This window comes from Bacillus sp. FSL K6-1218 (genome assembly GCF_038006445.1).
Lineage (GTDB): Bacteria > Bacillota > Bacilli > Bacillales > Bacillaceae_G > Bacillus_A > Bacillus_A thuringiensis_S.
In genome coordinates, this window is sequence record NZ_JBBOVE010000002.1 from 401285 (window position 1) to 427054 (window position 25770).

Sequence of the window (25770 nt, forward strand, 5' to 3'; positions counted from 1 at the left end):
TATATAATAAATTAATCCAAGACTCCGGCAATAATATATATGAGTGTAAAGAATACTTCAATCACTCCCTAAAGAGAAGCAGGTTGAGGTTCTTGAGAGTCAAGCTTATTTTGAAGCTATGGCAAAGATGATTGAACAAAACAATTTAATTCTTTTAGAACAGATGAAAGCTCTACAGCTAATTCAGAAATAATAAACTTATGATTAATTAATTCTACATATGCTTCCATAAATAATGTATCTTTATTTATACGATCAGCCTCTGTTTTTACAGGGGATTTTGTTATACGTTGATTCATATTTTGAATTTGAATGGTTTCTTTCACATGTATGAATAGATCTTCTAGTAAACCTGGTGTAGACTCTAATTCCTGTTTTTCTATCTCCTCTGTTACTGCACTTATAAATTCCCATAATACTTTTGCACCCAATAGTTCTGCTAATCGTTTTTCACGCATTTCAAATGTTTTCATATTCATATTGAACACTTCCTCTATTCTATTTTTTGCTATTAATTGGACTATCTGAATTATGATGGAACTGCTATATATGGTAATCAAATTCTCTATCCCCCTTATTGTAAACTATAGTTTACAATAAGGGGCAAAAATAGATTCCACGCTTGTTCCTAAAACCTTTGCTATTTTTATAGCTAACTTAACGTTAGGTTGTTTTTTATTATTCTCTATCTCAGAAATATAAGTACGCGATAAACCAACTTGTGCCGCTAACTTTTCTTGGGATATTAGTTTTTCTTTCCTTAATTCAGCTATCTTATTCATTGCTCTACTCCTCTCCACTTATGTATTCATATGATTACACAACTATTGTAAACCATAGTTTACTTTATCGTCAACAATGTTTTACATGTTTTTTCTCTATTTTAGTTTCTTTTTGTAAATTATTGTTTACAATTGTACTAGGAGGATTATATATGAAGAAAACTCTTGGTGAAATTATAAAAAATTATCGTTTAACAAATAAACTATCCTTACGCGAGTTTGCTCAAAAATGTGATGTTAGTCATACTTATATAGACAAACTTGAAAAAGGCGTAGATTCCAGAACTGGAAAACCTGTAGAACCAACACTCTTAGTAATAGAAAAGATTTCAAAAGCCATGAATATAAGTACTAAATCTTTATTAGAAGAAATAGGATTTATTGAAAAAAATAATAGTGAGTCCAATAATCAGGAATTAGAGAAATGGTTTGAAGACATTAAAAATGCCCCTTATCCAAAACGTAAGGAATTAAAATCTTTTTGGGAATTTATACTAAATAAAGGTGATTGATAACTCCCCATCTCTCTATCTTAGCAAGATGGGGAGTTCCGATTCAGACCACGGGTATGGCTTTAAAATTCAAATCAATTTTGCTTAGGATTTAATTCTCACTTGTTTATTTTCATTTTCTATAAATAATACAAATATAATACTTTCGGCAAATTCTATTAATTTAAGTAAATACATTTATAAAAAAACATAATTAAATAGGAGCGTATTATGGATTTCAAATGGTTAGAAAAAGATGAATTATGGAATAAATATAAAGTCTTTGGTAGCTTTTATAACATTAAATTGAATGAAAATAAAATAATTCAATGCAGAAATGACCTGCGTATTTATGATAAATCATACTTTGAAGAACATAGTATTAATGAAAATCCTCAGTTATTAGTAATCATGATGAATCCAGGTAATTCATTACCTTTGGACAAACAATATGAGATTCCCTGCTATACACAAGGTGAGGCTATCAATGAAATTCCCAAAACACCAAATGTCGAAACAGTTCCTGATGCTACTCAATATCAAATTATGAGGATAATGTATAATATGGGTTATAATTACGTGAAGGTGATTAATATTTCAGATCTAAGAAATCCGTTAAGTAATAACTTTTTAAGAGAGATAAAAGAGATAAATCAATTACACCCTATCCATAGCCTTTTCTATAAGGATAGAGAGACTGAATTATTAAGGATATTTACTAACCTAGATGATAAATCAATTATATTAAAGGCATGGGGAATTAGTGCTGTTAACCAATGCTCAGTTTTCAAACAACTTGTAAAAAACTGTTTAGAATCCTTACCTAATAACCAGCCCCATTTGGGATTACAAGGAGAAACATTTTATCATTTTAGACATCCTTTACCTTTTCCTCCATGGAATAAAAAAAAACAATTAAAATGGTTACAAGGCATAAGTAAACATTTTTAATTATTAAAATATACTTTTCAAAATATGTGTATCCGAATAACAAATAATTATTTTACCTGTTAATTTTAAGCCCTTCTTAAATAAGGAGGACTTAAAATTACCTCAATATCATTACTTATAATTACTATACCTATATTTTGAGTTTCCTTACATGAGTGATTATTTGTATGTGTAATCTTTCGCATAAATTAATGAAAACGAGTGACTTTCAGATAAAGTACTACTGTATGCTGATATTCAAACTCTTCAAGCTCATTATGATTGTCCCGCCAAATAAAATATTAGTATTAAAAAACTTTTGATTTTAATACCAACAGATAAAAGTATAATAAAATCCTATTAAATTTTTCAAATAAGTAAACGAATAAGGTTTTTCAAAATTATTATCAAGAATATGAAAATACTATTAAACTACTTGTGAGCTATCGTCCTAGCACGTTCTCTTCAGCGAATAACAGTTTAATTTTTAATATAAGTGTTTTAAATTCTATTAATCAATAAATAATAAAAAAGCTAACCATTAAAAACGACGGTATTCTTTTTACTATCTTTTTTTACTAATGTCTAATTCTTCTAACCTAATGTATAGATTTTTTCGTAGATAAATATTCCTTCTAGTATGACTACTGAGTCCTAACACAAAACTATAAATCTGCCCCAATTTTTTATTACACTTAACTTCTTTCATAAATAAAAAACGACGAACCCTTAGCAAAGGAGAATCCGTCGTTAAAATTTAATCGTTTCAAACTTGACTTCTTTTCACTTTCACGGAAAACTCCTCTTTTTTAACTACTGCACAAAAGGTTAAACCGAGATTGTCAAAATTATAGAATTTAAGTAACACTTCTTTTCAAAGTTCTTACCCAATCTAAATTTAAATCTATTTTATTCTCCAGCTTATTAAATATAACTAATCTACTAGAAAATATATAACAATTGTTATATATTTATTCAAGATTGAATAATTAATAAAATGATACTTAAGGAAAACCACCGTATATTTATAAATAAATTTACTAACTATAAAACACCTAAATATACTATAATTAACTAAAACTTTATTCTCTATCTTTTCTTTTTTGTATACGCCACCATAAATTTAGCTTGAGCATGTTGGACTGCGACAGCAGTTTCCAATAAAAGATAATCAATTTGAATTTTTTCAGGCTTTTGCTTTCCCCAATTTTTTTTACTCTCACGATCATAATTTTCTTTTGTAAAAGCATCTCCTACCAATGCAACTACATATGTACTTGCATTTGGATTTGTTTGCACTTGTTTTAATTTATCCCATATTTCTTTGGCAGAAAGATTATCACTGTTTATTATTCGCCGATTAACCACGGCTTGGTAAGATTTATGACGCCATTCACCATTCCATCGCTCAACATCCGCTGGTAACCTATTACTTGCCATATGTACATAATCAAGATTTTTAGTAATTTGACCGCAGACTTCTTGAAATGCAGAAGCTGAAAGTTGACTATCTCCTGCTTTACAGTGAATAAAACAAACTGTATTAGTTGACTCACTTAAAGTGATAAAATCAGCTATTTCACTTTGTAAATCTGTACAAATTATATATTCAGAGTTTCTAAGTATTTTTTTAAATTGCGAGTCATTTTTTACATTCTCCCCCTGCTTTGCCACTAAATAAAATAATGAATCTTCATCCCAAATATTTTTTTTTATTTGTGGGGCACCATCTCTATAGTACTTTCCTTTCTCTTTTATCTTTTCTTTAGCAGGGAGTTGAACAATATTCTCATCAAGAAGTTCTGATAAACCCATATAATTATCAGGTATACCAATTTTATAAAAATTACCTTTATAATAACGATATTCATTCTGATTTAGCAAAAGTTGAAATGATTGATTAAGATTCAACCACTCAAGCAATTCATGCTTCCCATAATACAAATCCAACTCAACCTCTGGATTAATTAACTTTAAATAGTATTCCCCAGCTAATTTATCAAAATTTATTTTTATCTCGTAACTATTTTGTTTGTATTTCAAATAAAATATCCCGTCATTAGAAATTTCATAAAAATTGCTAGGTAGTTCTACATTTGAACCACTTAAACCTCGTAATAAATTAGCCTCATCGATGTGTAATAATATACTTACAGGTTTAGTTTCAATCGGAATATCAGTAACTGGGGCATATCTTGCAAAAAAGTCACTCTCTGCTGTTTCTTTTTCTATTAGATTATATAATTCATCTAACCACTTAATATATTGATTTAAACGAATCATCGCAGAGTCCTGACTAATTCTAGCATTCGAGAATCCAACATACCTCCTTAAAGAAGGCTCCCCTTTTTTGTTTTTTCTTTTTCCTTGAACTGTAGTTAAAAAATTATATTGATCTGAAATATTAGGAACCATACGTGAAAGATCCTCAGAATGCAATACCATCCTATTAAAATAATTAAATTTTATACTTCCATTTTGGATAGTAGCTGACGAAAAGGATGTATCATTATCAAATAGATTTTTTAGTTTTTGACCAGATATTCTTCTCCATTCTTTTTTTACTATTTGCGGAACAAAATCACTAGTATCATAAAAGAATAATATATTATCTATAATTTTAAACAATAATATCCCTATTTTAGGCTCGATAAAACTTTCTTTAACCAAATAAGGACTATTATTATAATATGAGTAAATGAAGCAAGTTGTATGTATTTCATCTAAGTTAATTTTATCTATGACATAGTTACCTTTATCTCGTAACTCTGAATTTATTATATCCACAGTTTTAGAATAATTAACCTTAATATCATATATCCCTGACTTATTTTCATATATATTTGTTTTTCTAGGAAGTTGATATTTCTGTAATTTTAATAACTTCTCGAGATCTTTTTCAAATGAATATTGTTTAAAATACTGCCTCTCTAAGTATAAAGCTGGTGGATTAATTTTAAGTATTTCCGACAAAAAATCAGGATATTCAAACTCTATTTTTGTATTATCTTTTCCTATTGCTTTCTCATACTCTAAATATGAATTCCACCAGTCTAATTGATAATTTTGTTTCTCCCAGATAATCACATTTGCTTCTCGAGTGTCTTCTAAATTTTTCTTACGAATAATTCTACCTATTTGCTGAACCAGTGAACGATGATCATAAAAAGACTCATATATACCTAATAAACAGAATTTATAACTATCTATCCCCTCAATAAACTTATTTTGATGTACCCAACATTGAGTTACATTGTCTCTTAAATCTTGAGGTACATTATTAAGAAGTGTTTCACAACTAAAATTTGAAAAATTATCGTGGACCCCTTTCGTTAAAATCCCACGGCTATTTAATTTTACTACCAATGATTTTATATCCTCTTCATTATCACACCTAATAATCATCTTCACCTCTTGAGATGAACATTTGTATTGTTGAATATAATCCTCATATACATTTTTTATCTTATATGCAAATAAATCAATTTTTTGATATTCTCTTATATCTTCATTTTTTATTTGGGTAAAATTAACCCTTCTTACATACCCTTGCTGAACCGCAACTGGATATGGATACACGTATACAAAACGATTATCAATAGAAAATTGGTTATTATCATTGCGCACTGGAGTTGCTGTAAATAAAACTACCTTCTTTTCTAAACCTCTAATTGCAGATTGCCATTTCTCGGCAGGCTCCTTATGCCCTTCATCAAACATTATTAGATTAACTTTTTCTTTTAATAAATCATATTTACCATCTTGCTTCCCCTTTATTTTTAGTAGTGATTGAACAGTACATACATAAATGACAGGATAATTATGACTATCGATTTGATCTATGGTAGAAGGTAACAATTTAAATACAGACTTTATTGGCGAAAATGTAAGTTTTAAATTTTCCCATACCCTAGTTCTTATATCTTCCAATAACTGATCTCTTACCGCTGCTGAAGCAGTCACTACTAAACAACTTTGAATTTTAGGATAATAAGCTGCAGCTACAGCGATTATTGCTGTTTTTCCTGTTCCCATGGGCATCTTTATTAATGCTTGCTTATCAGAATTACTATTAATGTAATCATTAATACAGTTTAGTCCCTGCAGCTGAAATGGTCTAAGTGCATGTTTTAATTCATCATCCAAAAAATCGGTTGATTCCATCGGCAAACCCTCCTCAATTAAACAATTAATATTTAACTTTAGTCATCACGTAATAATAATTTTAAAATTTAACATCTACGTTACATACCCAACTTGGATTACTTCCCATCTTAAATATCATATAATAAATAACAAGAAGAAAACTGTATGGTGGAATATCTAAACAAAATAAAAAAATGATAAAAAAGTTACGATTTGTTCAAAAAAATCATTATTATGCTCCAGCCATCGGTTTTGATATATTTATGATGACACGTCCATTTATAAATTATCAATTAGGCATATCTTTAACAGTAAATACAAAAAATAATAAACAACTCATGATTTTTATCTATATGGATATATATAAATCCCTCACGCCTATTATAAACTATAAATGATTATATTTTAAGAATCAGAAGGCCATGCTATTACAATTAATAAAATCTATTTATTAAAAATCATTAATTTATCCAATGCTAATTTAATTTATAGATTCCCTTCAGCTGACAAAATACTGTTTCCTAGCACTTTAATAGTTTCTTGCTGTTATCTTGGATGTTTATATGAAAGGACCTTTTCGGGTCATTATCCAACTAATACATGATTTCCAGTTTACGAATTAAAACTTTTCTTATCCTTTTAATAGATTCCTTTAGCTAAGCGTAATAAGATCTTCTCTCTATAAATTCATCTTCGTCCAAAATAAAATATTCTTATTAATTTCTTTCAAGTCAATCAATCTTTTTTCTATAACTGATAACCCTTGTCTATCCAATTTAACACTCTTTTTCTTCCGATTATTTATCACAGCAATACTGTCTTTTGAAATACCTTCTGTTAACTGCTCCAATATTTTTTGTTCTATCTATACCCATAAGACTATTAATATTAAACCCATAGCTTTATTAGGTTGTAGGAGATTCTACTTGAATAATATCTTCAATAACTATCTTTAAGTCTTTTGACTTGCTTTCCATTCCAACCAAAATGAAATACACCACATACCATGATTATTTCACAAGTTCTATAAGTTTAAACTTCTCATCTTTAAGGTTTATATAATGTAGCATATATCCGTTTCATATCGCGAAAAAGGATTTTAGGACTTTCTGCTTTTTAAAGATAAATTTAAAGACACTCTGAACATTACTTTTATAAGTAAGTGTACTAAATTTCGCATATGCCATTAGATTTAAATTCTTATAATAACGACTTTTTCTCTTTCTTTATAAATAACCGATTTTTTTAGACTATAACCATTTCTTATGGTAAATCAATTGTTAACGAGCCTAATCTTGTTTTTGTATTACGATATTTCTTTACTATTCTACCTACCATTTTTCCCCTTTTTTAAATCTATAATAAAAAAACAGCGATAAAGTTATCACTGCTAAAATAATGGATATCCATTTACTGTAAACTACCCTATATTCATATATACTTTGGAAATTATTTCTTATTGAATACATGCATTAGGAATTTAATACAAAGTTCCAATTTTAAAATACAATGGATGCACTATTAATTAACCACTATCTATAGTAAAGCTTTATCTAATCTATTAAATTTTTGTTATAAGCTTAAGTCTATCACTATATGGTACAGATTAACTTCCTTATTATTCCTAATATGTATTGTTTTCCCGATTCTTATATTTGTATAATCATAACCACTTACTTCTTGATATTCTTTCAACGAATGTGGATATTTATATTTTTTTATATGAGCAATATACCTATTCCAAAATTCAGAGAAATTTTTAGAGGTAGAATATACTACAATAAAGTTGTACTTCAATCCAATAGTATCATATCCAAATATCTTCTTTAGATGAAGTTCTAAATAATCCTTTTTCAGTGAATCTAAATTTAAAGCTTCAATAATTGAGAAAGGTTGCCCTTTCTTCTGTTTAATAAAAATATCTATTTCCCCAGATGATTTTCCTTCCTTGGATTTACCCCACAATGTCTGATCCTTATTAAAGAATCCTGCCATATCTAAACATGAAACTAAAAAAGTATTTCTTTCATTTTCTGTTTTATCTCTATATATCCGATTACCTTGTAAATTAATACAAGCACTTATAATGGTATCCAAAAGATTATCGTATGAGTACTCAGAAAACAACTCAAAAAGAGATATAATGTCTTGAGTATTATTTACATCCTTTATCTTTTTAAATTCATTATCGATTCTTGATTTCTCAATGTTAGGAAAGGCATTAATAACTTTATTATAAATCATATTCCTTTCTGCCTGTTCTTTAACGTGGGAGTCATTTGCAAGTTTTTTCAAATAGACAAGTAACTCATACTCTTCTGAAAAACCATCAACCTCAGTTAATAGTTTCTCAATTTTGCAAATTTCAGCTCTAAAGTTTATTGAAAAAAGAGGTTCAATAGACCTTCTAATTAAGTTGTCTGATACATTTTTTAACATCGAGCTTTCAAATATTTCGTTGTACACTTCTTGATTTTTGATTTGATAAAAATAATAACATAGGTTATTAAATTCTCTTCGAAAGTCTAACCAACCAGTTGGATCCATAATTCTAATTTTCCCAAACGAATTTAATGTACGATAAAAACCTATTTGTAATGAAGAAACACTTTCTTTGAAGGAAAAAATTCGTTGTTCCCATAGTAATTTAGCAATTTTATTTATGTTTTGTTGGAAACCTCCATAGCTATCTTGAATGATATCAATTAGCATTGTTACGATATTGCTAAAAAATTTTGCATCTACTCTATTTTCTCCACAGTGACTTGCCTCCTCCAAGTAGTACAGACTCATTTTTAAATTCTTCAAATATTCATCTTTATCTTGATGAACATTTGCTTTAAGAAAATTAGCTATGCCTAGCTGAAATAGGCTCTCACACTTAATTTCAATATCCTTATGATTGATTAGGCTAAGATATAATTCTTCTATTTCTTCTGATTCATCCTCATAGAATAATAATAATTTTTTTAGTCTAATTACCTCCAAAAACTCATCTTCTATTTTTATCCATTCATCTAATAATAAGTTTAATGCAAATCGTTTCTTGATTTTTTGAAGTAACACTAGATTAATAAAATTTTCAAGGGCTTTTTTTCTAATATTCGAGTTTTCTTCGTTATTTAAAATAATACCTTTTAAAAAAACTTGTGCTTTTTTACTATCAATATTCATTAAAATTTCATTACACTTCACATCAAAGAAATAGAACTTCTCTCCTATTTTCCAATCTTCAAAGTTTTCTATTCCTATTGGTTTCACCATTAAAACACATAGCCTCCTTTATTAACTACTTTTTCATTCTTTACAATATGCTCCAGACCTCTTTCTGCTGTTCCAATAATTATTTGCAATTTCTCTCCATATCTATTATCAATATCCTTAAGTACTTCAGTTAATCCGTTGAGATACTTTGAATCTCCTTCTTCTTTATTAGGGCTATCTATAATGAGAAAGCATGTATGCCTTCCAAAGTTGTATACAATATCCAATTGAATAATACTAAGATAAAGTGCTATTTTCGCCCTTAATTGTTCCCCCTCTGCTATACCATCAAATGTAATATATTCCCCATTTTGCTTATAATGAATATCAAAGTTCTTATTAATTTTAATTTTTGTAATAGATGTTAAACCAAAATGATGAAGTTCATCTATCATTATTTCTGAAAGGTGATTAAGTATTTTTTTACTATTTTCATATCGTAACAAGTTAAGGTTAACAATAGCTTGATTAAGTAAATCAATTTTCTTTTTTTCCTTATCAAGTACATCAGTAAGTGGATTTTTGTCTAATTTCGATAGACGATACTCAATTATAGCTTTTGCAGAAATTAAATCAGCTTTTTTGTCATTCTTTGGATTTATCTTTTCTTTTTCTTTATTAATGCTGGATTCAATTTCTAATATTCTTTCTTTTAAATTTAAAGTATCTTTTGGATTTGCTAATTTACCCTTTAATTCTGTTAATATTAAGCTAACCTTCTCACCATTTTCCTTAAGTTGGTTCATTTTATGTTGAATAAGCTCTTTTTCTTCGGTGAGCTTTTGTTTTGCTACTTTTAAGGCACTGAGCTTTTGATAGTACATTTCTTTATCTATCGTGCTGTTAGAATCTCTAACTGATGTACGACATAGTAAACAAGTTTTTTCATTATAATTAGGAGATTTAGAAACTCTATGATTACAGTTAGGACAATGTTTAATATCGAGATTTGAAAATAACATACCAACTTCAATATACTCTTCCATGTCACTAATAGCTCTATCGGTCTTATTAGTCTCTTTTCTCAATCTATTCATTTCATTAATATATGAACTAATTTCAGATTCAATCATAATTTTTTCCTTAAACTTTTCATTAAAATATGTGCGATTTTTAATATTCCAAGCATTTACATCATTAATTTCTTTTATTTTTTCATCATACTCTTCATATAGTTTATTTATAGTTCCTATTCTTGTTACAGAGACATTAAGAGTTGCTAATTCCTCTTCAATTTCACTTTTTCTTCTTTTTAAATAATCCTTTTCACTTTGATTAGTATTTATTTGATTTATATAATCCTGTTTAGCAATATTAAATTGCAAAAAATCTCTTTTAACTGAAAGTTGATTAATTGCATACGTCAACTCAAGTCCTAATAACATCTGAAATACCTTTTTCCCCTGATTACCATATACAAGACTTGTACTATCTTTCGATTCAAGATATATAGACTTAAAATATGTTTTCCAACTAGTTTTTGCTTCTATCAATTCATTTTTGTCTTTTTTGGAATTTTTTTGAGTCCATTTCAAAGAATAGTATGAAAACTGATTAAAGAAAAATCCTTGAATAAATTCTTCGTAGTCATCTGCTCCCACTGCTTCAAATATAGAATCTAACTTTTTTAAATTAATATCTTCAACCTCGTCGATTATTCCACTATATAGTGCACCCTTCATACGAGAATTTTTAAAAGTTATAATTGTCGTATAAGCTTTATCGTTGATTTTAAAAGCTAAGATAATTGAATTAATCCATTTTTTTATATCGGGTTTCAATTTATTGTTTCCAGTAAGTGCAAGTTGTATCATTTTAAATAAACTGGATTTCCCCTTAAAATTATCTGCAACTAAAATATTTACACCGTTGTACAATGGAAGATTAAAATCAATTTTTTCACCATTACTCTTTTGTCCATTAATACGTATTTTAATTAAAGTCAATCTCTTTCCTGTAGAAATAGGAGTATCTTTTTTATGCTCTTCTAAATCCTTCAACAATTCATCAACTTCATCTAAGGTGAAGGTTTCCTTAAATTCCATATACAAACTATCCGAAAATTGTTTATAATCAAACATCACAATTCCTCTCCAAACATATCTAAATAGAGTTCTTTTACATCATTTTGAATATCGGTAATATGCTCTTTATAAGATGTATTTCTATATTCATCAATTTGATACTGCATTACTTTAAGTTGAGTACCTGATAGGTCTCCAAAGTACTTTTTTATTAATTCACACCTAACTATGTACCATTGTAAAGAAGATAACTCCTTAATGGTATTTTCAAATTTATCACAGGCAAAATTTGTGATATAGTAGTGTTTATCAATTGTTTTTAAATCCATACTTCTCCGGCTTTTAAAATCAATAAAATCTATGCTCTTCAAAAAACTAATTACATCATCAATATCCTCATACGCACCAAAGAAAAATCTTTCCATTTCAAGTCGCCGTATACTTGGTTCTCTTGAATAAAAAATATTTTTAACAATGTTTTGACATTCATCTTTATCAATTTTACCGTCCTTAGCAAATAGAATAAGCTCATATGCAAAATAATCTGGATTACGTAGTAAAAAATCAATTTTTTGAATCCTAACTTCACTTTTAAATACCCTCTTACAGGTTTCATTTTGATCAGAGATTTCTTCTGAAAAGAGATATAGAATAAGGAAAATTCTTATTCTATCTTTGTATAGTCTAATTTCTTCGTAAAAATCAACTGGTTCATGCCCGTTCATAATATCCTCCAGAAACTATTAATTTAATTACATAATATAACAAATCTTATCATTATCTTACTCTCAATTTTAATAATCTTCAATCTAACAGTAAAATATTTCCTGGAAATTATTTTTATTTAACTTGAACACACATCACAATAAATATCGTATTATTTTTGATGTAACTTGTTAGCTTCTATGAGTAAATCTTATAATTAAACATAATGCCTTTTACTATAAAATTAGTAAACAGTATTGTTAAATAATATATATTATTTACTTTTGTTAGACTGTCTCACTAGAACATATTAATAATATTCGGTGATAGTAGTAGATATATTTAAGATACGGGCAAATATTTTTCTTTTAAAGATATAAAACTTCTATAAATAAATCCAAAATGCTTTTTATAGATAAAAGAAAAATTTTTGTGATTAGATATTTAAGTAATACCTTATTAAAACACCATTTATTATCTTCGAGTGAGGATTATTTAAATATCCTCAAATTTTTTTATCTTTGAATACAAATTAACACTTAAATTCATCACAAAATTATCCATTGTACTTTTTAATACTAATATTTTAAATTCATATCATTATTGGATATAAAAGATACTTTTCTTGATACTTGCAATATAACATTTATACATTATGGTTAATTTTCGATAGTATATAAATACGAATTCCTGTAGAGTTGTTATGTGAAACTTAATTAATTCATCATCTTTCACATAGATTTTCAAATATAACAGTCCACTAATACTCGTTATAAATCTATCAACCATCATATTTCATTACCGTAATAACAGTCTACATATAACATCTTTCCGATAAAGCATATGCATTTTTAAAAGTAGTTTTACTCTTTTTACTAAGAAGTTTTTATTTAAATAGGATCTTCAATTTTATATTCTTAATCCCTTTTTATAAACTAACTCGTTAATTAATATTGTCGAATTCTATATTTAAACATTATAAATCTCTCTACACTTCTCATATAAAAAACAATATTTCCCAAGAAGCGTTCCTTAGCATGTAATGCATTCGTTAAAATATCAGGTCTATTAGGATTTTCAAATATATAATCCCTTAACAATTTTGGTAAATAAAATGTAAATGTTAAATTATCCCATCGTTCTAATGAAACATGCCATAAATTAGGTTCATCTTCACGCCAAAAAATATATACATTAAATGTCGACTTTTGATATCGTTCTAACAAGCTTCTAAATCTTCGTGGATTAACAGGCTTCAATAATATTGAGAATGGAGAATTAATAGACGCTAAGTATAAATCCCCATAATTATTCATCTCAGTAAAAAACGGTCTTAAGACTAAATCTAAATGCGGAATATTATTATTAAAATTTTCTAAGTCTAAACCAAACAGTTTGGAGCGGATAAATTCTCTTATTTCTGATAATGAATATCCTTCATATAATAGTAAATTTCTTAAGTCATGTGCTACTCGATCTATTACCATTAATAAATCCCGATATTCCTCTCCACTTAAATCAACTAAAGTAAGCTTATAAGCAATCGCTAATTTAATAGCATTTTCCGAAAATCCACTTGTTGAAAAAATTGTATACTGGTAATTAAAACGTTGAACTAATAATTCGTCTCCATTTAAATCGATAGTTTGATAATTGGCATTCAAATCTGTTAATATTCCTATTCCGGCCCTTACAACATCAATACCCGTTCTACTTTCTCTAAATTTAGCTTCTAAAAATAATCTAATTGGATAATTAAATGGAATAGAAACATCAAATTGCCCTAAAACATCTGCCTGATGTGTTCCACCTCGCCCTTTAATATTTAAACCGTTTCCTTTTAAAACGAATTCAGGATATAAGTTTGGTGTTTTTAATACATCTTTAGTAATCAAGGTATAACCGCAATTTTCTAATAATTTAGCTAACGCTTCTTCTAATAAAAATCCTTTTAGTGCTGGAATTGAGATTACCATAATTCATCCTCCATTTTACTAAATTCATCTTGCTTTAAGTTTTTTATGACTTCATTTTGTTCAATTAAGAATTTTCTAGTTTTAAATTATTTTGATTGTCACTCATTTTCCGATATTTCCTTTCTATAAAATCAATATAATCTTACATATTAACATTATATTAGATTTATAAGATTTATTTATATAAAATTTTAAGTTTTATAACGAGAAATACATTTAGATATTGTTGATTTACGTAAATTTAAATGTACTTATAACTTTAGAAACAATAATAATATTTCTAGCAATCAAACCACTCTAAAATAAAAAACCATTTGAAATAACAATTGTACCAAATGGTTTGTTAACTAAATCATTTATCTACTTTTTGTAACAAGAATTAATTTCAATAAATACTATCCTTTCTACAATTAATTTAAAGAATTCCATCTTTCATATTTAACGATTTAACTTTTAATTTATAATTATCAAATTTATAATTAATATACCTTACTGCATGCTCTTCATGAGTAGATAATACAATTTGCTTGTCTTTAAAGTCGTTTCTTAACAATTCTACAAATGAGGATATATTTAAATCATCCATAGTTTGAAGTGGATCATCAATTAACAACATAGATAATCCTTGATTTCCATAAACTTTATTAAGAGCTAATGTAAATGAAAGAATTACAGCTACTAATTGTCCTGAACTCATAAAGTTTACTATGTCATGATCATAATCTGGATGTGTTATAAAGCGAATAATTTTCGCTTCACTTTCTTTCATAAATAACCCTAATCCTCTTTGATGGCTTTGGAGTATTTTACCTGTATATATATAAAATACCATTTCCGTCTCTTTCATTATTTCCTTCCAATATTCAGGTATTTTTCTACGATAAATATTGATAATATCATTTACCTGCTTATACACAAGACATATTTTTTTATATTTATCCTCTATGCCTTGTAATTTCATTTCAGTTCGTGTTACTTCTTCAAAGTTTTTTGCATAAAAAATCAATGAGATATATTGCATTTTATTTTTAATATCATCTTCTTTAATTTCTTTTACTAAAACTTCTTCGGATTTAAAAATCCGTTGAAACATCATTTCAAAAGTTTCTACTTTTTGTATTACTTCATCATTTACTTTTATAAATAACTCTTTTACTTTACTTTCTAAGGCACTTTCGTATCTAGATAGCTGTTCTTCATTTAATTCAGTTAATGTTCGACCCACAATTGAACTAACATTAATATTATGGCTTAAAAGCCATTTACTATATTGTTCTGCTTCACTACTATTTCTCTCGTAACTAGATAAATATTGATTGAAGAACCTTGAACTTATTATTCTTTTATCACCACTTTCGAAAAAGGCAATTGTTGCTTCAATGATTTTTCTAACATAATTGTCATAAAGACTATCTATTGCTTCTTTTATTATCTTAGACGATTCATCAAGACAACCTTCTAAACTTTCTTTTTGTTTCTTAAATGCCGCTAAAATATCCGCTCTATCTTCCCAAGGACTTCCACATAAAGGACAGTCCGAATCATCAATTATATCGTCCTCATGAGTAACCTGATCAAATTTTTGTATTATGCGTTCTCTTAACGTCATTAAATTCCTCAGAGTTTCTGAAACAGAATTTGTATTTTGTTTTAGCTGCTCCAATTCCTTTAACCTTTCTGTAATAGTATTTAATTTATCAATATCAAGTATATCTAATTCAAAATCATCTAATAAATGGTGAATTCTAGCAAAGTCAATTGAATCCCATTTATCTTGAAATGTATCCTTGTTTATTTCTTTTAATTCTTTATACACTTTAACTTGCTGATTATAATATTCATTAATTTCATCATAGCGTTCTATTAAACCATCTAGAATAATGACATCTCTCATTAGAACCTTATTTTTCACAAAAATCTCTGCTTTGAGATTTTCTTTTTGAATTTTGAATTCATCATAAAAAACAATAAATTTTCTTAGTTCCTCTAATTCATATAAATAACGTTCTTTTATACTATTTTCATTCATCATAGGGTTTTTCTTATCCCACTCTTCCAACTTCCCCATATGTTTTAATAATGGCTTATATTCAATCTTTGATTGCTCTCCACTTGCTGTATACTCACCTACGTTTATTTTCTTTAATTCTCCAATTTTCAACTTATAAATATTAATTTGTTTCTTTAATGAATCCACATGTTTTTTTAAGTTGTCTCTAGACTTCAAAAACCGATCTAATTCAGCACTTTCTTTATCGGTATTAAACAACTGAGATATAGTCGATAACCTTTGCATCTCTGACATTTTAAGGAAAAATTTATTATCTTCTTGTTCAACATAATAAACAAGATTGAATATATTTTGAATATCAACATTTTGAAACTTTTTTTGTAAAACCAACTGAAGTTCTTCAGTATCCTCAACTATATTAGATTTATCCATTTCATCGTCAAAATTTTCTAGTATATGTGTATCAAACACACTAAAATCTCGTGGTGAATTTTTATTAGTAAGCTTATTTGCCTTAATAATCTTGGCTATTGTGAATTTGATATTGTCCTCGCTATTCTCAAATTCCACTTTTATTATACAATCTTTAGAGCTATCATTCCTAAAAAGAATATCCTTAAATCTAACCCTAGAGTCTGCTTTTCCTATTCTTCTTATTTGATTGGTTAACACCAACTCAATCACATCAAATATGCTTGTTTTTCCAAAGCCGTTTGGACCATCTAATATAAGCAAATCTATATGACTAAGGTTAATTGGCTGTGGAAAAGCATTAAACAACTTAAAATTATTAATATATATTTTACTTATTTTAAAAGTTCCCATTAAATATCACTCTTCCCATCTAAAAAGTCATCTATGAACTTACTAAGTTCCTCTATATTTTCGCTATCTAGACTCCCTTCTAATAATATTTCCTTTAACCTGTATAAATCTTGTGATTGTAAGCATTCATCAATATGGTGACTTAAGCTCTGAAGGGAGCTGTTTCCTTCAGATATTTCTATATTCAAAACTGGAAACTTAATAAATAGTTGGGATACAAATCCATAAATACAAGATTTATTTGGATATTCTTTAAATTCTCTAAAAAGCTCCTTATCACTTATAATGTTATCTAAAGTTTTTTTATATCCTATTTCCTTCATTTTCTCTAAGTAAATTGACAATAAGTTTGTCAGCTGATCTTTTTGGTATGTAAATATATATTTCTTAAAATAGTAAGGGCTTTCTTCTATTTTCAAATTCAAATCCTTTCGAATAGATTCGCCCTCTAAACAAATTACCATAGAAGTATTTCGATCCACCTCGGGTTCATTGAAAAATTCTTTAACTAAATAAAAATAATGATTCTCTAATTCAAAAACCCTCTCTAGATCCTCGTTACTTTCAATAAATAATATTAAATAATAACTTTTGTGAAAATTATTTTTTGCAAAAACACTATTCTTTAATAACATATCTTTATCAAATTGTTCCGATGTAGGATCCTCTTCGTTTAATACTACTTTTGAAAAATTACTACATGTAAAACCTAATTCATTAAAAATTTGCTTTAATATAGTATCCATTGTTTGCTTATCTTCCATTTTGCTTATCTATCCTTTCATTACAGGCTGTTATATCTACAAATTTAATATCCTTTATCCTCATGATATGATGTTTATTTTTTTCAACCTCTTCTTTCTCTAAATCACCTTTATAAATTTTTACTTCATTTATATATTCATTCAAAGCTTTTCCATTTATATTTGCAGTAATTATACTATCTATATTAAATAGTTCATTATACACTTTCTTATTTTCAAGTATACCTACGGCAAATCGGCTAATAGTAGCTTCTCTCTGTGCATTCATTCTACTTTTTACAAATGGTGAATCTGTGGATTTTGGTTCAGGCATGGTATTATTTATAGTTGAAACGAGATAAAAGTCTCCATCTATTTTAACATTCAGCCTGTCTTCATCCATATGCATATACAGATGTAGTAATGACTCAAAAAATGGGTACCTTAAAAACTCAGTATTCACATATTCATCCATAGAAAATAGCTCTTCTCCTATTTCTTTTGTTATATGTGGATTTATTTTATAACACATCTGTAATAAAGAGTCATCATCTACGTTCGTATGTACATTCTGAAAAAAGGATAATATGTTCTCTAATATTTCTTCATTCCGATCCATTTCATCCAACATGCTAGCTTCTGTTATACTCTTTCTCTGTTCCAAAATGAAATTCTTTATTTCTATGTAGTAATTATTGAAATCTGTAATTAATTTATTCCTCAAATAATATATATGGTATTTTTCAGGTAAAGTACTGTATTCCCCATCTAAAATTGATAATATATCTGAAAATAAAATCTTCTTTTTTTCATCACTATTTGCCTGTCTATCTTGATGTCTCTGATTAACATGATTATCTATTAGACCTATTAAAGCCAAATATGCACATTCAATATACCTATCTAATAATCCTTTTTCTACCAACTCTTCCTTTTTTCCTACCGTAGAGTAATATTTACAAATACGTTGTCTAACAACTTCTTCAACTTCTTCTAAGGAACAGTGCTTTTTATCTTTTGTATAGTTATATATTTCAAGTTTTTTAAATGCATCCTCGAACTTTCCTTTTTTTTCTACATATTGGTATAACTCTAAAGGGCTGGCATATTTTTCAGACTTAGAAGATGATGGATTACCGGCAGCCATTAACCTTGTTTTTATTTCTTCTGTTTTCGTAATATTGACTCGATGATTAATTATAGGTTGAGCTATATGTAGGAAAGCTTTTTTTATATGTAAGTCATTCTCTTCATATATTGATTTGCCTAGCAAAATCCAAATTGCATCTTTATATTTTGATAATGGCTCTATTCCATAAGTTTTAACCTGATGTATTTGAATATAATTATCATTATATTTTATAGAAAAATCCTCCATATACTCAAATTCCAAGCTATAGCCTTCTATCGATCCCTTTACTTCCAAAATATCAATAATAAAGTCAAGTACTGCAATTACCCCTACCTTCCCTTGGTAACTAAATCCATTCCAGCTGTGTGTAGCATCAAATTCAATAGCCTTATCTAATACTGAGGTTTGTCTATTCACCATTTAGCCACTTCTTTCCTTTTTTAAACTAAATTTTGATAAATACTACCAATTAACCTTTATTATACTATAATCCTATATAAAACCAATGATATACTTTAAATTTAGTAAGTGACTAATAATATGTATAATAAAGGTACATAAAGTCGTATACAAAAGATAGTTAACAAAACAAGTGAAGATTTGGTATCATGGTTAGATAATTTAGTTCAAAAGACAATTATGTCTATACCAAGTGTCTTCAATTCTTATGATTTTGATATCGTTGAAAATGCTTCTGATATGCATACAAAAATAAAACAAAAAAATACTAAATGGAGACTTTCCAAAGTTGTTTCCACATTTGATTTTGAACATAAAAAAGATGGTAAAAAGTATCATGTTACAACTGGTGAATTGGATCTACCATGGAATCTCGCTCCCACGAGCTCTTCCATAGCATGGGCGCAGCGAGAGAAAGCTTCTCCTTATGGAACTTCAATTAATGAGGTAGGTACAATTTATACAGTACAAGGATTTGATTTAAACTATGTGGATGCTATCTTGGATCCATCTATCTCTTTTGATGAGAATAATAATAAATTATTAATATTAAGCGATAAATATAAAGACACTAAAGCATTTAAAGAATTAGGAAGTAATCCAACTGCTTCAAAATAAAGAAGAAATCATTTTAAATTCGCTTAATATCTTGCTAAAACGAGGTACAAACGATCTTCATTTATATGCACATGATGAAAAACTAAGAACTAGGTTATTAGAAATAAAAAAAGGTACTGATTAATATTTAACTTTTAATTGTAGCCAAAACTTTATTTTTAGACAGTATGAGATGCAAAAAAGCTTTTATTGTATACGTTAGCCTACCATTAATTTATCACTAAGTGTTTATTAATATGTAAAAAAAGAATGCAGATATACTGCATTCTTTTTTTACATACAAAACTATTAAAATATTGCCTCTATCCCTATACTTTTCGTCAAATGATAACATTTATCTTGCTTCTATTATTTTCTAACAATACATTAGAATATTAATAGCTATCCACTAGTTCATTTAGGATTTACAGTTTGTTCAAATCTTTTTAATAACTACATGGTATTGCTGTAAGTGATGATAGTAAAAATAATAAAGTTACAAATTTTCTTCATTAAATACTATAGCTTATGATTTAAATATACAATTGGATGGAGCATCTGCAATCACACTTCTTTTCCAGAACCTTAACTTATTTTCATATTATTCTATTTAAACACGAATAATTTATAAATTCCCTTCAATTATTTACGTAGACAAAGGCTTGTTCAACAAATCTTTGTCATCTCCCGTAATACCAAATAAAAATAGATTAAATTCTTCTTCTGAAAGCTCTGTTTTCACTAACTTTTCAGTCATCCCTTTATAAGCTGAAGAATATGCTATTCTTTTATATAAGAGTTCCTGTACGAAATCTTTATGTGATTGATATACTTCTTCTAAACTAAACATCTCAATATGCCCTTGTATCTCATCATTGTTTGCACAGTTATCATTTACCTCTAACACTAAATCAAAATCATCAGTATTACCAATTAACGAATTAATATTATATGTAGTAGTTGGTTTAACTTTAAAAGTAACTGGATCTTCAATAACTTTTTCATATAAGTATAAAATTTTAAGTTTTCTAGCCTTCTTAAATCTACTATTACATATGGAGCAAGCTGGGATATAGTTAAATAATGTTAAAGAATATAATTGAAATACAGCTTTTGGATAGAAATGATCCAGATCACTAGTAGAACGAAGATTGTTATCTTTATTATAGGTAGTAATATATTGCCTATTACAGTATGGACAAACTCTAATTTCTAATGAACACAAAATAAAGTGCCTCACACTTTCAGTTAAATAATTATAGTCTATCATCATTTCAAGTGATTTATTAAGTTGATCTAGTTTACATTTAATATGGGTAATTAGCATTTTATACTTTTCCCATGATTGATTATAATGTACATAAATTTAATCTATAATATCCAATTCAATCCATGGATTTCTTAAATTCATTATATTCTCTTTACGTACCTGTGCTAAATGTTCCCGTGAAAGCCCCTGCTTCCTTACCTTCCATTTAAATACTTTTCATCATAAAATGCTAATACAGCCGTTTTATAATAAAACTCTAATTGAGGATATAATTTCTTAGATTTTTGAGAAAAAGGGTCAATTAAAATTTTTTTAATAAAATCTTCATTTAGTTCCCCTTTATATTCTATTACTACATTACAATAGATACATCAACTTCACGAGTTATATATTTTCTAGCCCTTTACTATTACACATAACAAAACCACGCACAGTGACGAGCGTGATTCGTTTACTTGTATTTAATTTTTCATCATGGATTGTACATCGTATTGGTAATCCTAACCTTGACTCAGCTTCTCTTTTAGTACAACTGCACTACGCATCATTAGCCTTGCTACTAATGATGCAGGTAAAAGTAGCTGCCGTAAACTTGCTTTTGTTTTTCTTCCAAGCAAGAACGTCTTCCCATCATGATTTAACGTTTAGCTAATATTTAAATGGCTCTTTCTAAATCAACAGCTTTCCAGCGCAAGCCTAGCTCGCATTTCAGTTACAAGAGTCATATGAAAGACGATATAATACCTGATATGTAACTCCTGAGAGATATTAATAAGGTATATATTTTCTTATTTTGGAATGGTGAAGTTTAAGTTCCAAGCCATAATAGACTGAGTCAATAGCATAAAAGAACAGCTTTAAAAATGTGGTTTATATGCTATGTCTCTAATATTACCGACATTTAATAGTTTAATCTGTCCATATAACAACACAATCAGTGCTTAAAAGTAGCCGTTTATGCTTATTTATGTAGATGCACATCTATTAAAAAATAAACTTCAACTAAGTTCTAAAATATAACTATTACTTGTATAATTTATTTTACTCAATTGATAACTTCACTTTCTCGCGATATGATTTCTAAATGAACTTCCCACTTAATTATACTAATCTAAAATATTTAGACCTAATTCACGAGAAATATCTCTTATAAATTTAGAAAATGGCCTCTTATCCATATTATCAACTTGAACATAAGCTCCCAATATTAAATTCAAAATTTCTTCTTCAGAATCAAATAATTTACCCCCAAATTCATCCATTAAACTACTTATTCTTGATTCATTATATATTATTGACTTTTTTATAATGTCTTGAATGCAATCTTTGTGAAGAGAATATAATTCTCTAAGTTTAAATATTTCAGCATTACACTCCGCTTTCCTAATAAATTCTTCACTAGCTGTAGGCCCTTCTTTAAAAGCAATATCAAATTTTTTAGAATTACCATATAAAAAATCTAAATCATACTCTTTTCCAAGGGACTGCATTCGTGTTATATTCGTCTTGCTTTTAAGTTTACCCATTTCTTTTTCTCTTGCTCTTATTGTAAACAAATATCTATCTTCAAATCCCTCTTCATATGGGTGAATATTTTTTACATAAGTAAAATCTTTATCATTTTTCAAACTCGAATTACAAACTTTACAGCTTGGGATAAGATTATAAAAAGATAATGCTAAGTAAGGATATTTCTTTTTAGGGAAAAAATGATCTAAATCGCCTCGCGTCTTTCCATTTTTAGAATAGTATGCTGAAATATATTGTCTATTACAGTATGGGCAAACATTTAAATCTAATTCCATTACCAATTGATATGGTCCCCATCCTTCTCGAATATCAAACAATTTTTCCTTCTTTTTTTCCAAAATCCAACGATCAGAATTTTCGATTATTTCTTTCATTTTACTTTTCAAATCAGTTAACGTTGAAATTTCATAATGAATAACCTCTCCCATAATCTCACTTGCTTTATTTATCAATAAGGCATCCAAAAGTTTATTCTCATTCCTAAATTGCTTTAATAAATTTATTATCTTATTTTTTAAAAATGACAATTGCTCCAATGAGGTACTTGACCCTATTTCCCTCTCAATATTTCTTAATGTAGTATTATTAATAAGATATTTTACTTCTTTTAACATTTTAACAAAAGTATAACCAAATTCTCTCAGCTCTTCTTTTGAAAATGATTCATAATCAAAAATTTCATTTAATCTAGTGTAAGTATCTTCCCTCTCATTAGTATTCATTCTTAATAATGTGTCTTCACAAGCAATAGTAATATCATAAAGTTTTTTAGGTTTTGCTGTTACAATATCTTTTCTATTATTATACAGATATTCAAAAAAAATTTTCTGTTCCTTTGTGAGAGGTCCACCAGTTACTATATTGCATAGTTTATACAAAAATTTACTACAAACATATTCATAGTGCCTTTTTACAAGCATATTTAAGGATTCTGATTTTATTTTAATCATCTAGATCACCTAACAACAGTATATTTTCTAGCTGCATTATTCTTTTTTTCAAATTATCTATCTCATTATCTACATGTATTAAATTTATTTTTAGCTGGTCTTCTAACATGCTCATTAGTTTGTTTTTGATAATAGGTTCTCCTATAAGATTAATTAGTTTACGGATTTTCTTTTCATTTCTCCTTATATTTTCAATATCGCCACTTAATATATTTATAAGCCAATTTATCTTTTCTTTTGCAAAATCTCCAATCAATTCACCTTCTAAAAAAAAGGAATCTGATAGTAATGTATGTATATTTGCTGCAAAAGTCTGCTTTTTATTAACTAAGGCATCAATCATGCTATTTCCTCCAGCCTTTTTCCCTATAAAAACAATATTATGTTTAGGCAAATCTGATACTATAAAGGGGGAGTTAGATGTCAAGATAACTTGAATATCCTTATGGTAAATCGTTTTAAAGAAATCTAGTAAATCTTTTAAAAGGCTTTTCTGCCATTGAGGGTGAAAATATAATTCGCCTTCATCTATCAAGATTAAGATGTTCTTGTCTGCTAAATTATTTATTTCAATAGCAACACTATAAAATCTAGAAAACGTGTCTAACATAGCCTTTTGTCCTGAACTTAATTGTAAATTCCAATTTAATGTTATATAGGGATGCATACCAGAGGAAATAATATAATCTTTCATAAATTTTTTTAACACATCATACCCTTCTCCTAATTTCAAACAAAGTTGGTTATGATATATGTATATATTTTCTTCATTAACTAGTAAATTAATAAGATTAACTAATGATTGGACTTCTAAAAGCCATTCTTCACTTAATCCTCCATCCATATATTCTGAATCGAAGGGTCTATAACGATATTCCTTCAAAACATGTTTCCAATCTTTTAGTACTTTAATTATTCCATCTATACTATCCTTTTGAAAATAACCCTTTTTTTGTTTCAGACTCATTGGCTCTATAAATTCCCCTTCAAAATCTAAATCATCAGGAAATTGGTTAAAATAACTATTTATCATATTATATAAAAACTTACTTAAATTCCTTTTTTTCTCATTTTCATGTTTTTCATTTTTTCCTATAAGCTGATTTAAGATATTTCTAAATTCTTCCGGAATTCCCGATTTATTTTCAAATATTTCTATTAATGGATAACCAAAGACTAAAGCATCAGGGTATCTAAAACCTAATTTATTAAATTTTGATTCTGATATAAATTTTGCCTGTCTAAATACATTGGATGCCCTATGTAAATCGATTGCGTCAACCATATCAAGATCTTCATCAAAGTTCCAATTATGTTTATCTGTTTTCATTAAATAATTTGTTGATACATTAAATAGTTGTTTTTCAAATTGTAATAAAACACTTTGTTCAAGACCTGTGTCAAATACGTTACTAAAAAAAATGCATGGTACTGTAGGCAATTCTAATCTTTTAATATGTCCAAAGTTATCTTTTTCAAGATTATAACTGTCTTTTATGATTTCTACTGAATCCTTAAAACATAAATCCTCTATTTTTTTCAATAATGAATCATGATAAAAAACATAGATTTTTTTAGTATTATTTTGTTTTTTTGTGAATGCTATAATATACTTCTGATTAGTAAAAATACCTCCTTGAGAAAAAATGTTTTTAATTAGATTTAAAACTGTTGTTTTTCCTGCTCCATTTTCACCTACAATACCTGTTACATCACTAATCTTTTTTGTATCGTCAAAAAAATCATCTATGTAATTTTCATTTTCTTTTATATGTAAAATTTTTAAATCTGGATTATACAAAAACTCAAAATTCCCATCAAAATTAAATCCTTGTTTTGAAATATAACCAAAATCTTCAGTCCATATAAACGCTAATTGCATTATTCCTTCACTCTCCACTTCTAAATCACAATAATAAATTCATCTTTTTTATT

17 protein-coding genes and 1 pseudogene are annotated in these 25770 nt (G+C 27.5%); 4 read left to right on the forward strand and 14 right to left on the reverse strand.

Going from position 1 to position 25770, the window contains the following annotated elements:
- Positions 1–5: 5 nt before the first annotated feature.
- Positions 6–193, forward strand: a pseudogene (locus tag MHI26_RS30030) (hypothetical protein); the annotation flags it as partial.
- On the opposite strand, the gene MHI26_RS30035 reads toward MHI26_RS30030, so the two are convergent.
- Both MHI26_RS30035 and MHI26_RS30040 read right to left on the reverse strand, forming a co-directional pair.
- Positions 117–479 (reverse strand): hypothetical protein, encoded by a 363-nt coding sequence (locus tag MHI26_RS30035; protein WP_061667271.1) that lies wholly within the window; start codon positions 477–479, stop codon positions 117–119. The pseudogene MHI26_RS30030 and the gene MHI26_RS30035 sit on opposite strands and share 77 nt — an antisense overlap.
- A 105-nt stretch (positions 480–584) precedes the next feature.
- Positions 585–782: a helix-turn-helix transcriptional regulator gene (locus MHI26_RS30040; RefSeq protein ID WP_061667270.1), complete on the reverse strand. Its 198-nt coding sequence runs from the start codon at positions 780–782 to the stop codon at positions 585–587.
- Between the two features lie 152 nt (positions 783–934).
- Between MHI26_RS30040 and MHI26_RS30045 the strand changes: the two genes are divergently transcribed.
- Together MHI26_RS30045 and MHI26_RS30050 are read left to right on the forward strand one after the other, a co-directional pair.
- Positions 935–1294, forward strand: a complete 360-nt coding sequence (locus MHI26_RS30045) for a helix-turn-helix domain-containing protein (protein ID WP_061667269.1) — start codon at positions 935–937, stop codon at positions 1292–1294.
- Between the two features lie 210 nt (positions 1295–1504).
- Entirely contained in the window at positions 1505–2224 is a 720-nt protein-coding gene (locus MHI26_RS30050; RefSeq protein WP_061667268.1) for a hypothetical protein, read from the forward strand.
- Between the two features lie 1068 nt (positions 2225–3292).
- Here MHI26_RS30050 and MHI26_RS30055 read toward each other — a convergent pair.
- The 9 genes from MHI26_RS30055 to MHI26_RS30095 form a co-directional block, all read right to left on the reverse strand.
- Positions 3293–6367: a DEAD/DEAH box helicase gene (locus MHI26_RS30055; protein WP_061667267.1), complete on the reverse strand. Its 3075-nt coding sequence runs from the start codon at positions 6365–6367 to the stop codon at positions 3293–3295.
- Positions 6368–7028: 661 nt separating this feature from the next.
- Positions 7029–7199: a hypothetical protein gene (locus MHI26_RS30060; protein ID WP_340809231.1), complete on the reverse strand. Its 171-nt coding sequence runs from the start codon at positions 7197–7199 to the stop codon at positions 7029–7031.
- A gap of 722 nt (positions 7200–7921) precedes the next feature.
- Complete coding sequence (locus MHI26_RS30065; RefSeq protein WP_061667265.1) at positions 7922–9613, reverse strand: hypothetical protein; 1692 nt, start codon at positions 9611–9613, stop codon at positions 7922–7924.
- Positions 9613–11694 (reverse strand): hypothetical protein, encoded by a 2082-nt coding sequence (locus MHI26_RS30070; RefSeq protein WP_061667264.1) that lies wholly within the window; start codon positions 11692–11694, stop codon positions 9613–9615. The genes MHI26_RS30065 and MHI26_RS30070 overlap by 1 nt, the downstream gene beginning before the upstream one ends.
- Positions 11694–12362 carry a hypothetical protein gene (locus tag MHI26_RS30075; protein ID WP_061667263.1) on the reverse strand — a complete coding sequence of 223 codons (669 nt, stop codon included), beginning with the start codon at positions 12360–12362 and terminating at the stop codon, positions 11694–11696. Before MHI26_RS30075 ends, MHI26_RS30070 begins: the two co-directional genes overlap by 1 nt.
- 927 nt (positions 12363–13289) lie before the next feature.
- Positions 13290–14318 (reverse strand): hypothetical protein, encoded by a 1029-nt coding sequence (locus MHI26_RS30080; protein WP_061667244.1) that lies wholly within the window; start codon positions 14316–14318, stop codon positions 13290–13292.
- A gap of 415 nt (positions 14319–14733) precedes the next feature.
- A complete protein-coding gene (locus MHI26_RS30085; RefSeq protein ID WP_061667245.1) occupies positions 14734–17154 on the reverse strand; it encodes an AAA family ATPase in 2421 nt (806 codons plus the stop codon).
- Entirely contained in the window at positions 17154–17918 is a 765-nt protein-coding gene (locus MHI26_RS30090; RefSeq protein WP_061667246.1) for an ABC-three component system middle component 1, read from the reverse strand. Before MHI26_RS30090 ends, MHI26_RS30085 begins: the two co-directional genes overlap by 1 nt.
- Positions 17908–19449 (reverse strand): ABC-three component system protein, encoded by a 1542-nt coding sequence (locus tag MHI26_RS30095; protein WP_061667247.1) that lies wholly within the window; start codon positions 19447–19449, stop codon positions 17908–17910. Before MHI26_RS30095 ends, MHI26_RS30090 begins: the two co-directional genes overlap by 11 nt.
- A gap of 180 nt (positions 19450–19629) precedes the next feature.
- On the opposite strand from MHI26_RS30095, the gene MHI26_RS30100 reads away from it, so the two are divergent.
- Positions 19630–20106 carry a DNA/RNA helicase domain-containing protein gene (locus tag MHI26_RS30100; RefSeq protein WP_340994801.1) on the forward strand — a complete coding sequence of 159 codons (477 nt, stop codon included), beginning with the start codon at positions 19630–19632 and terminating at the stop codon, positions 20104–20106.
- Between the two features lie 625 nt (positions 20107–20731).
- On the opposite strand, the gene MHI26_RS30105 is transcribed toward MHI26_RS30100, so the two are convergent.
- The 3 genes from MHI26_RS30105 to MHI26_RS30115 all read right to left on the reverse strand — a co-directional run bounded on the left by MHI26_RS30105 (position 20732) and on the right by MHI26_RS30115 (position 25735).
- Complete coding sequence (locus tag MHI26_RS30105; RefSeq protein ID WP_340809232.1) at positions 20732–21310, reverse strand: hypothetical protein; 579 nt, start codon at positions 21308–21310, stop codon at positions 20732–20734.
- A gap of 1151 nt (positions 21311–22461) precedes the next feature.
- Positions 22462–23835, reverse strand: a complete 1374-nt coding sequence (locus tag MHI26_RS30110) for an HNH endonuclease (RefSeq protein ID WP_061667248.1) — start codon at positions 23833–23835, stop codon at positions 22462–22464.
- On the reverse strand, positions 23828–25735 hold the full coding sequence (locus MHI26_RS30115; protein WP_340994803.1) for an AAA family ATPase: 1908 nt from the start codon (positions 25733–25735) through the stop codon (positions 23828–23830). The genes MHI26_RS30110 and MHI26_RS30115 overlap by 8 nt, the downstream gene beginning before the upstream one ends.
- Positions 25736–25770 lie beyond the last annotated feature (35 nt).

Coding starts and splice junctions, on each gene's coding strand:
- MHI26_RS30110 (WP_061667248.1), bottom strand. CDS start 23,835: ATGATTAAAATAAAATCAGAATCCTTAAATATGCTTGTAAAAAGGCAC.
- MHI26_RS30075 (WP_061667263.1), bottom strand. CDS start 12,362: ATGAACGGGCATGAACCAGTTGATTTTTACGAAGAAATTAGACTATAC.
- MHI26_RS30040 (WP_061667270.1), bottom strand. CDS start 782: ATGAATAAGATAGCTGAATTAAGGAAAGAAAAACTAATATCCCAAGAA.
- MHI26_RS30085 (WP_061667245.1), bottom strand. CDS start 17,154: ATGGGAACTTTTAAAATAAGTAAAATATATATTAATAATTTTAAGTTG.
- MHI26_RS30070 (WP_061667264.1), bottom strand. CDS start 11,694: ATGTTTGATTATAAACAATTTTCGGATAGTTTGTATATGGAATTTAAG.
- MHI26_RS30055 (WP_061667267.1), bottom strand. CDS start 6,367: ATGGAATCAACCGATTTTTTGGATGATGAATTAAAACATGCACTTAGA.
- MHI26_RS30090 (WP_061667246.1), bottom strand. CDS start 17,918: ATGGAAGATAAGCAAACAATGGATACTATATTAAAGCAAATTTTTAAT.
- MHI26_RS30065 (WP_061667265.1), bottom strand. CDS start 9,613: ATGGTGAAACCAATAGGAATAGAAAACTTTGAAGATTGGAAAATAGGA.
- MHI26_RS30050 (WP_061667268.1), top strand. CDS start 1,505: ATGGATTTCAAATGGTTAGAAAAAGATGAATTATGGAATAAATATAAA.
- MHI26_RS30080 (WP_061667244.1), bottom strand. CDS start 14,318: ATGGTAATCTCAATTCCAGCACTAAAAGGATTTTTATTAGAAGAAGCG.
- MHI26_RS30095 (WP_061667247.1), bottom strand. CDS start 19,449: ATGGTGAATAGACAAACCTCAGTATTAGATAAGGCTATTGAATTTGAT.
- MHI26_RS30045 (WP_061667269.1), top strand. CDS start 935: ATGAAGAAAACTCTTGGTGAAATTATAAAAAATTATCGTTTAACAAAT.
- MHI26_RS30035 (WP_061667271.1), bottom strand. CDS start 479: ATGAATATGAAAACATTTGAAATGCGTGAAAAACGATTAGCAGAACTA.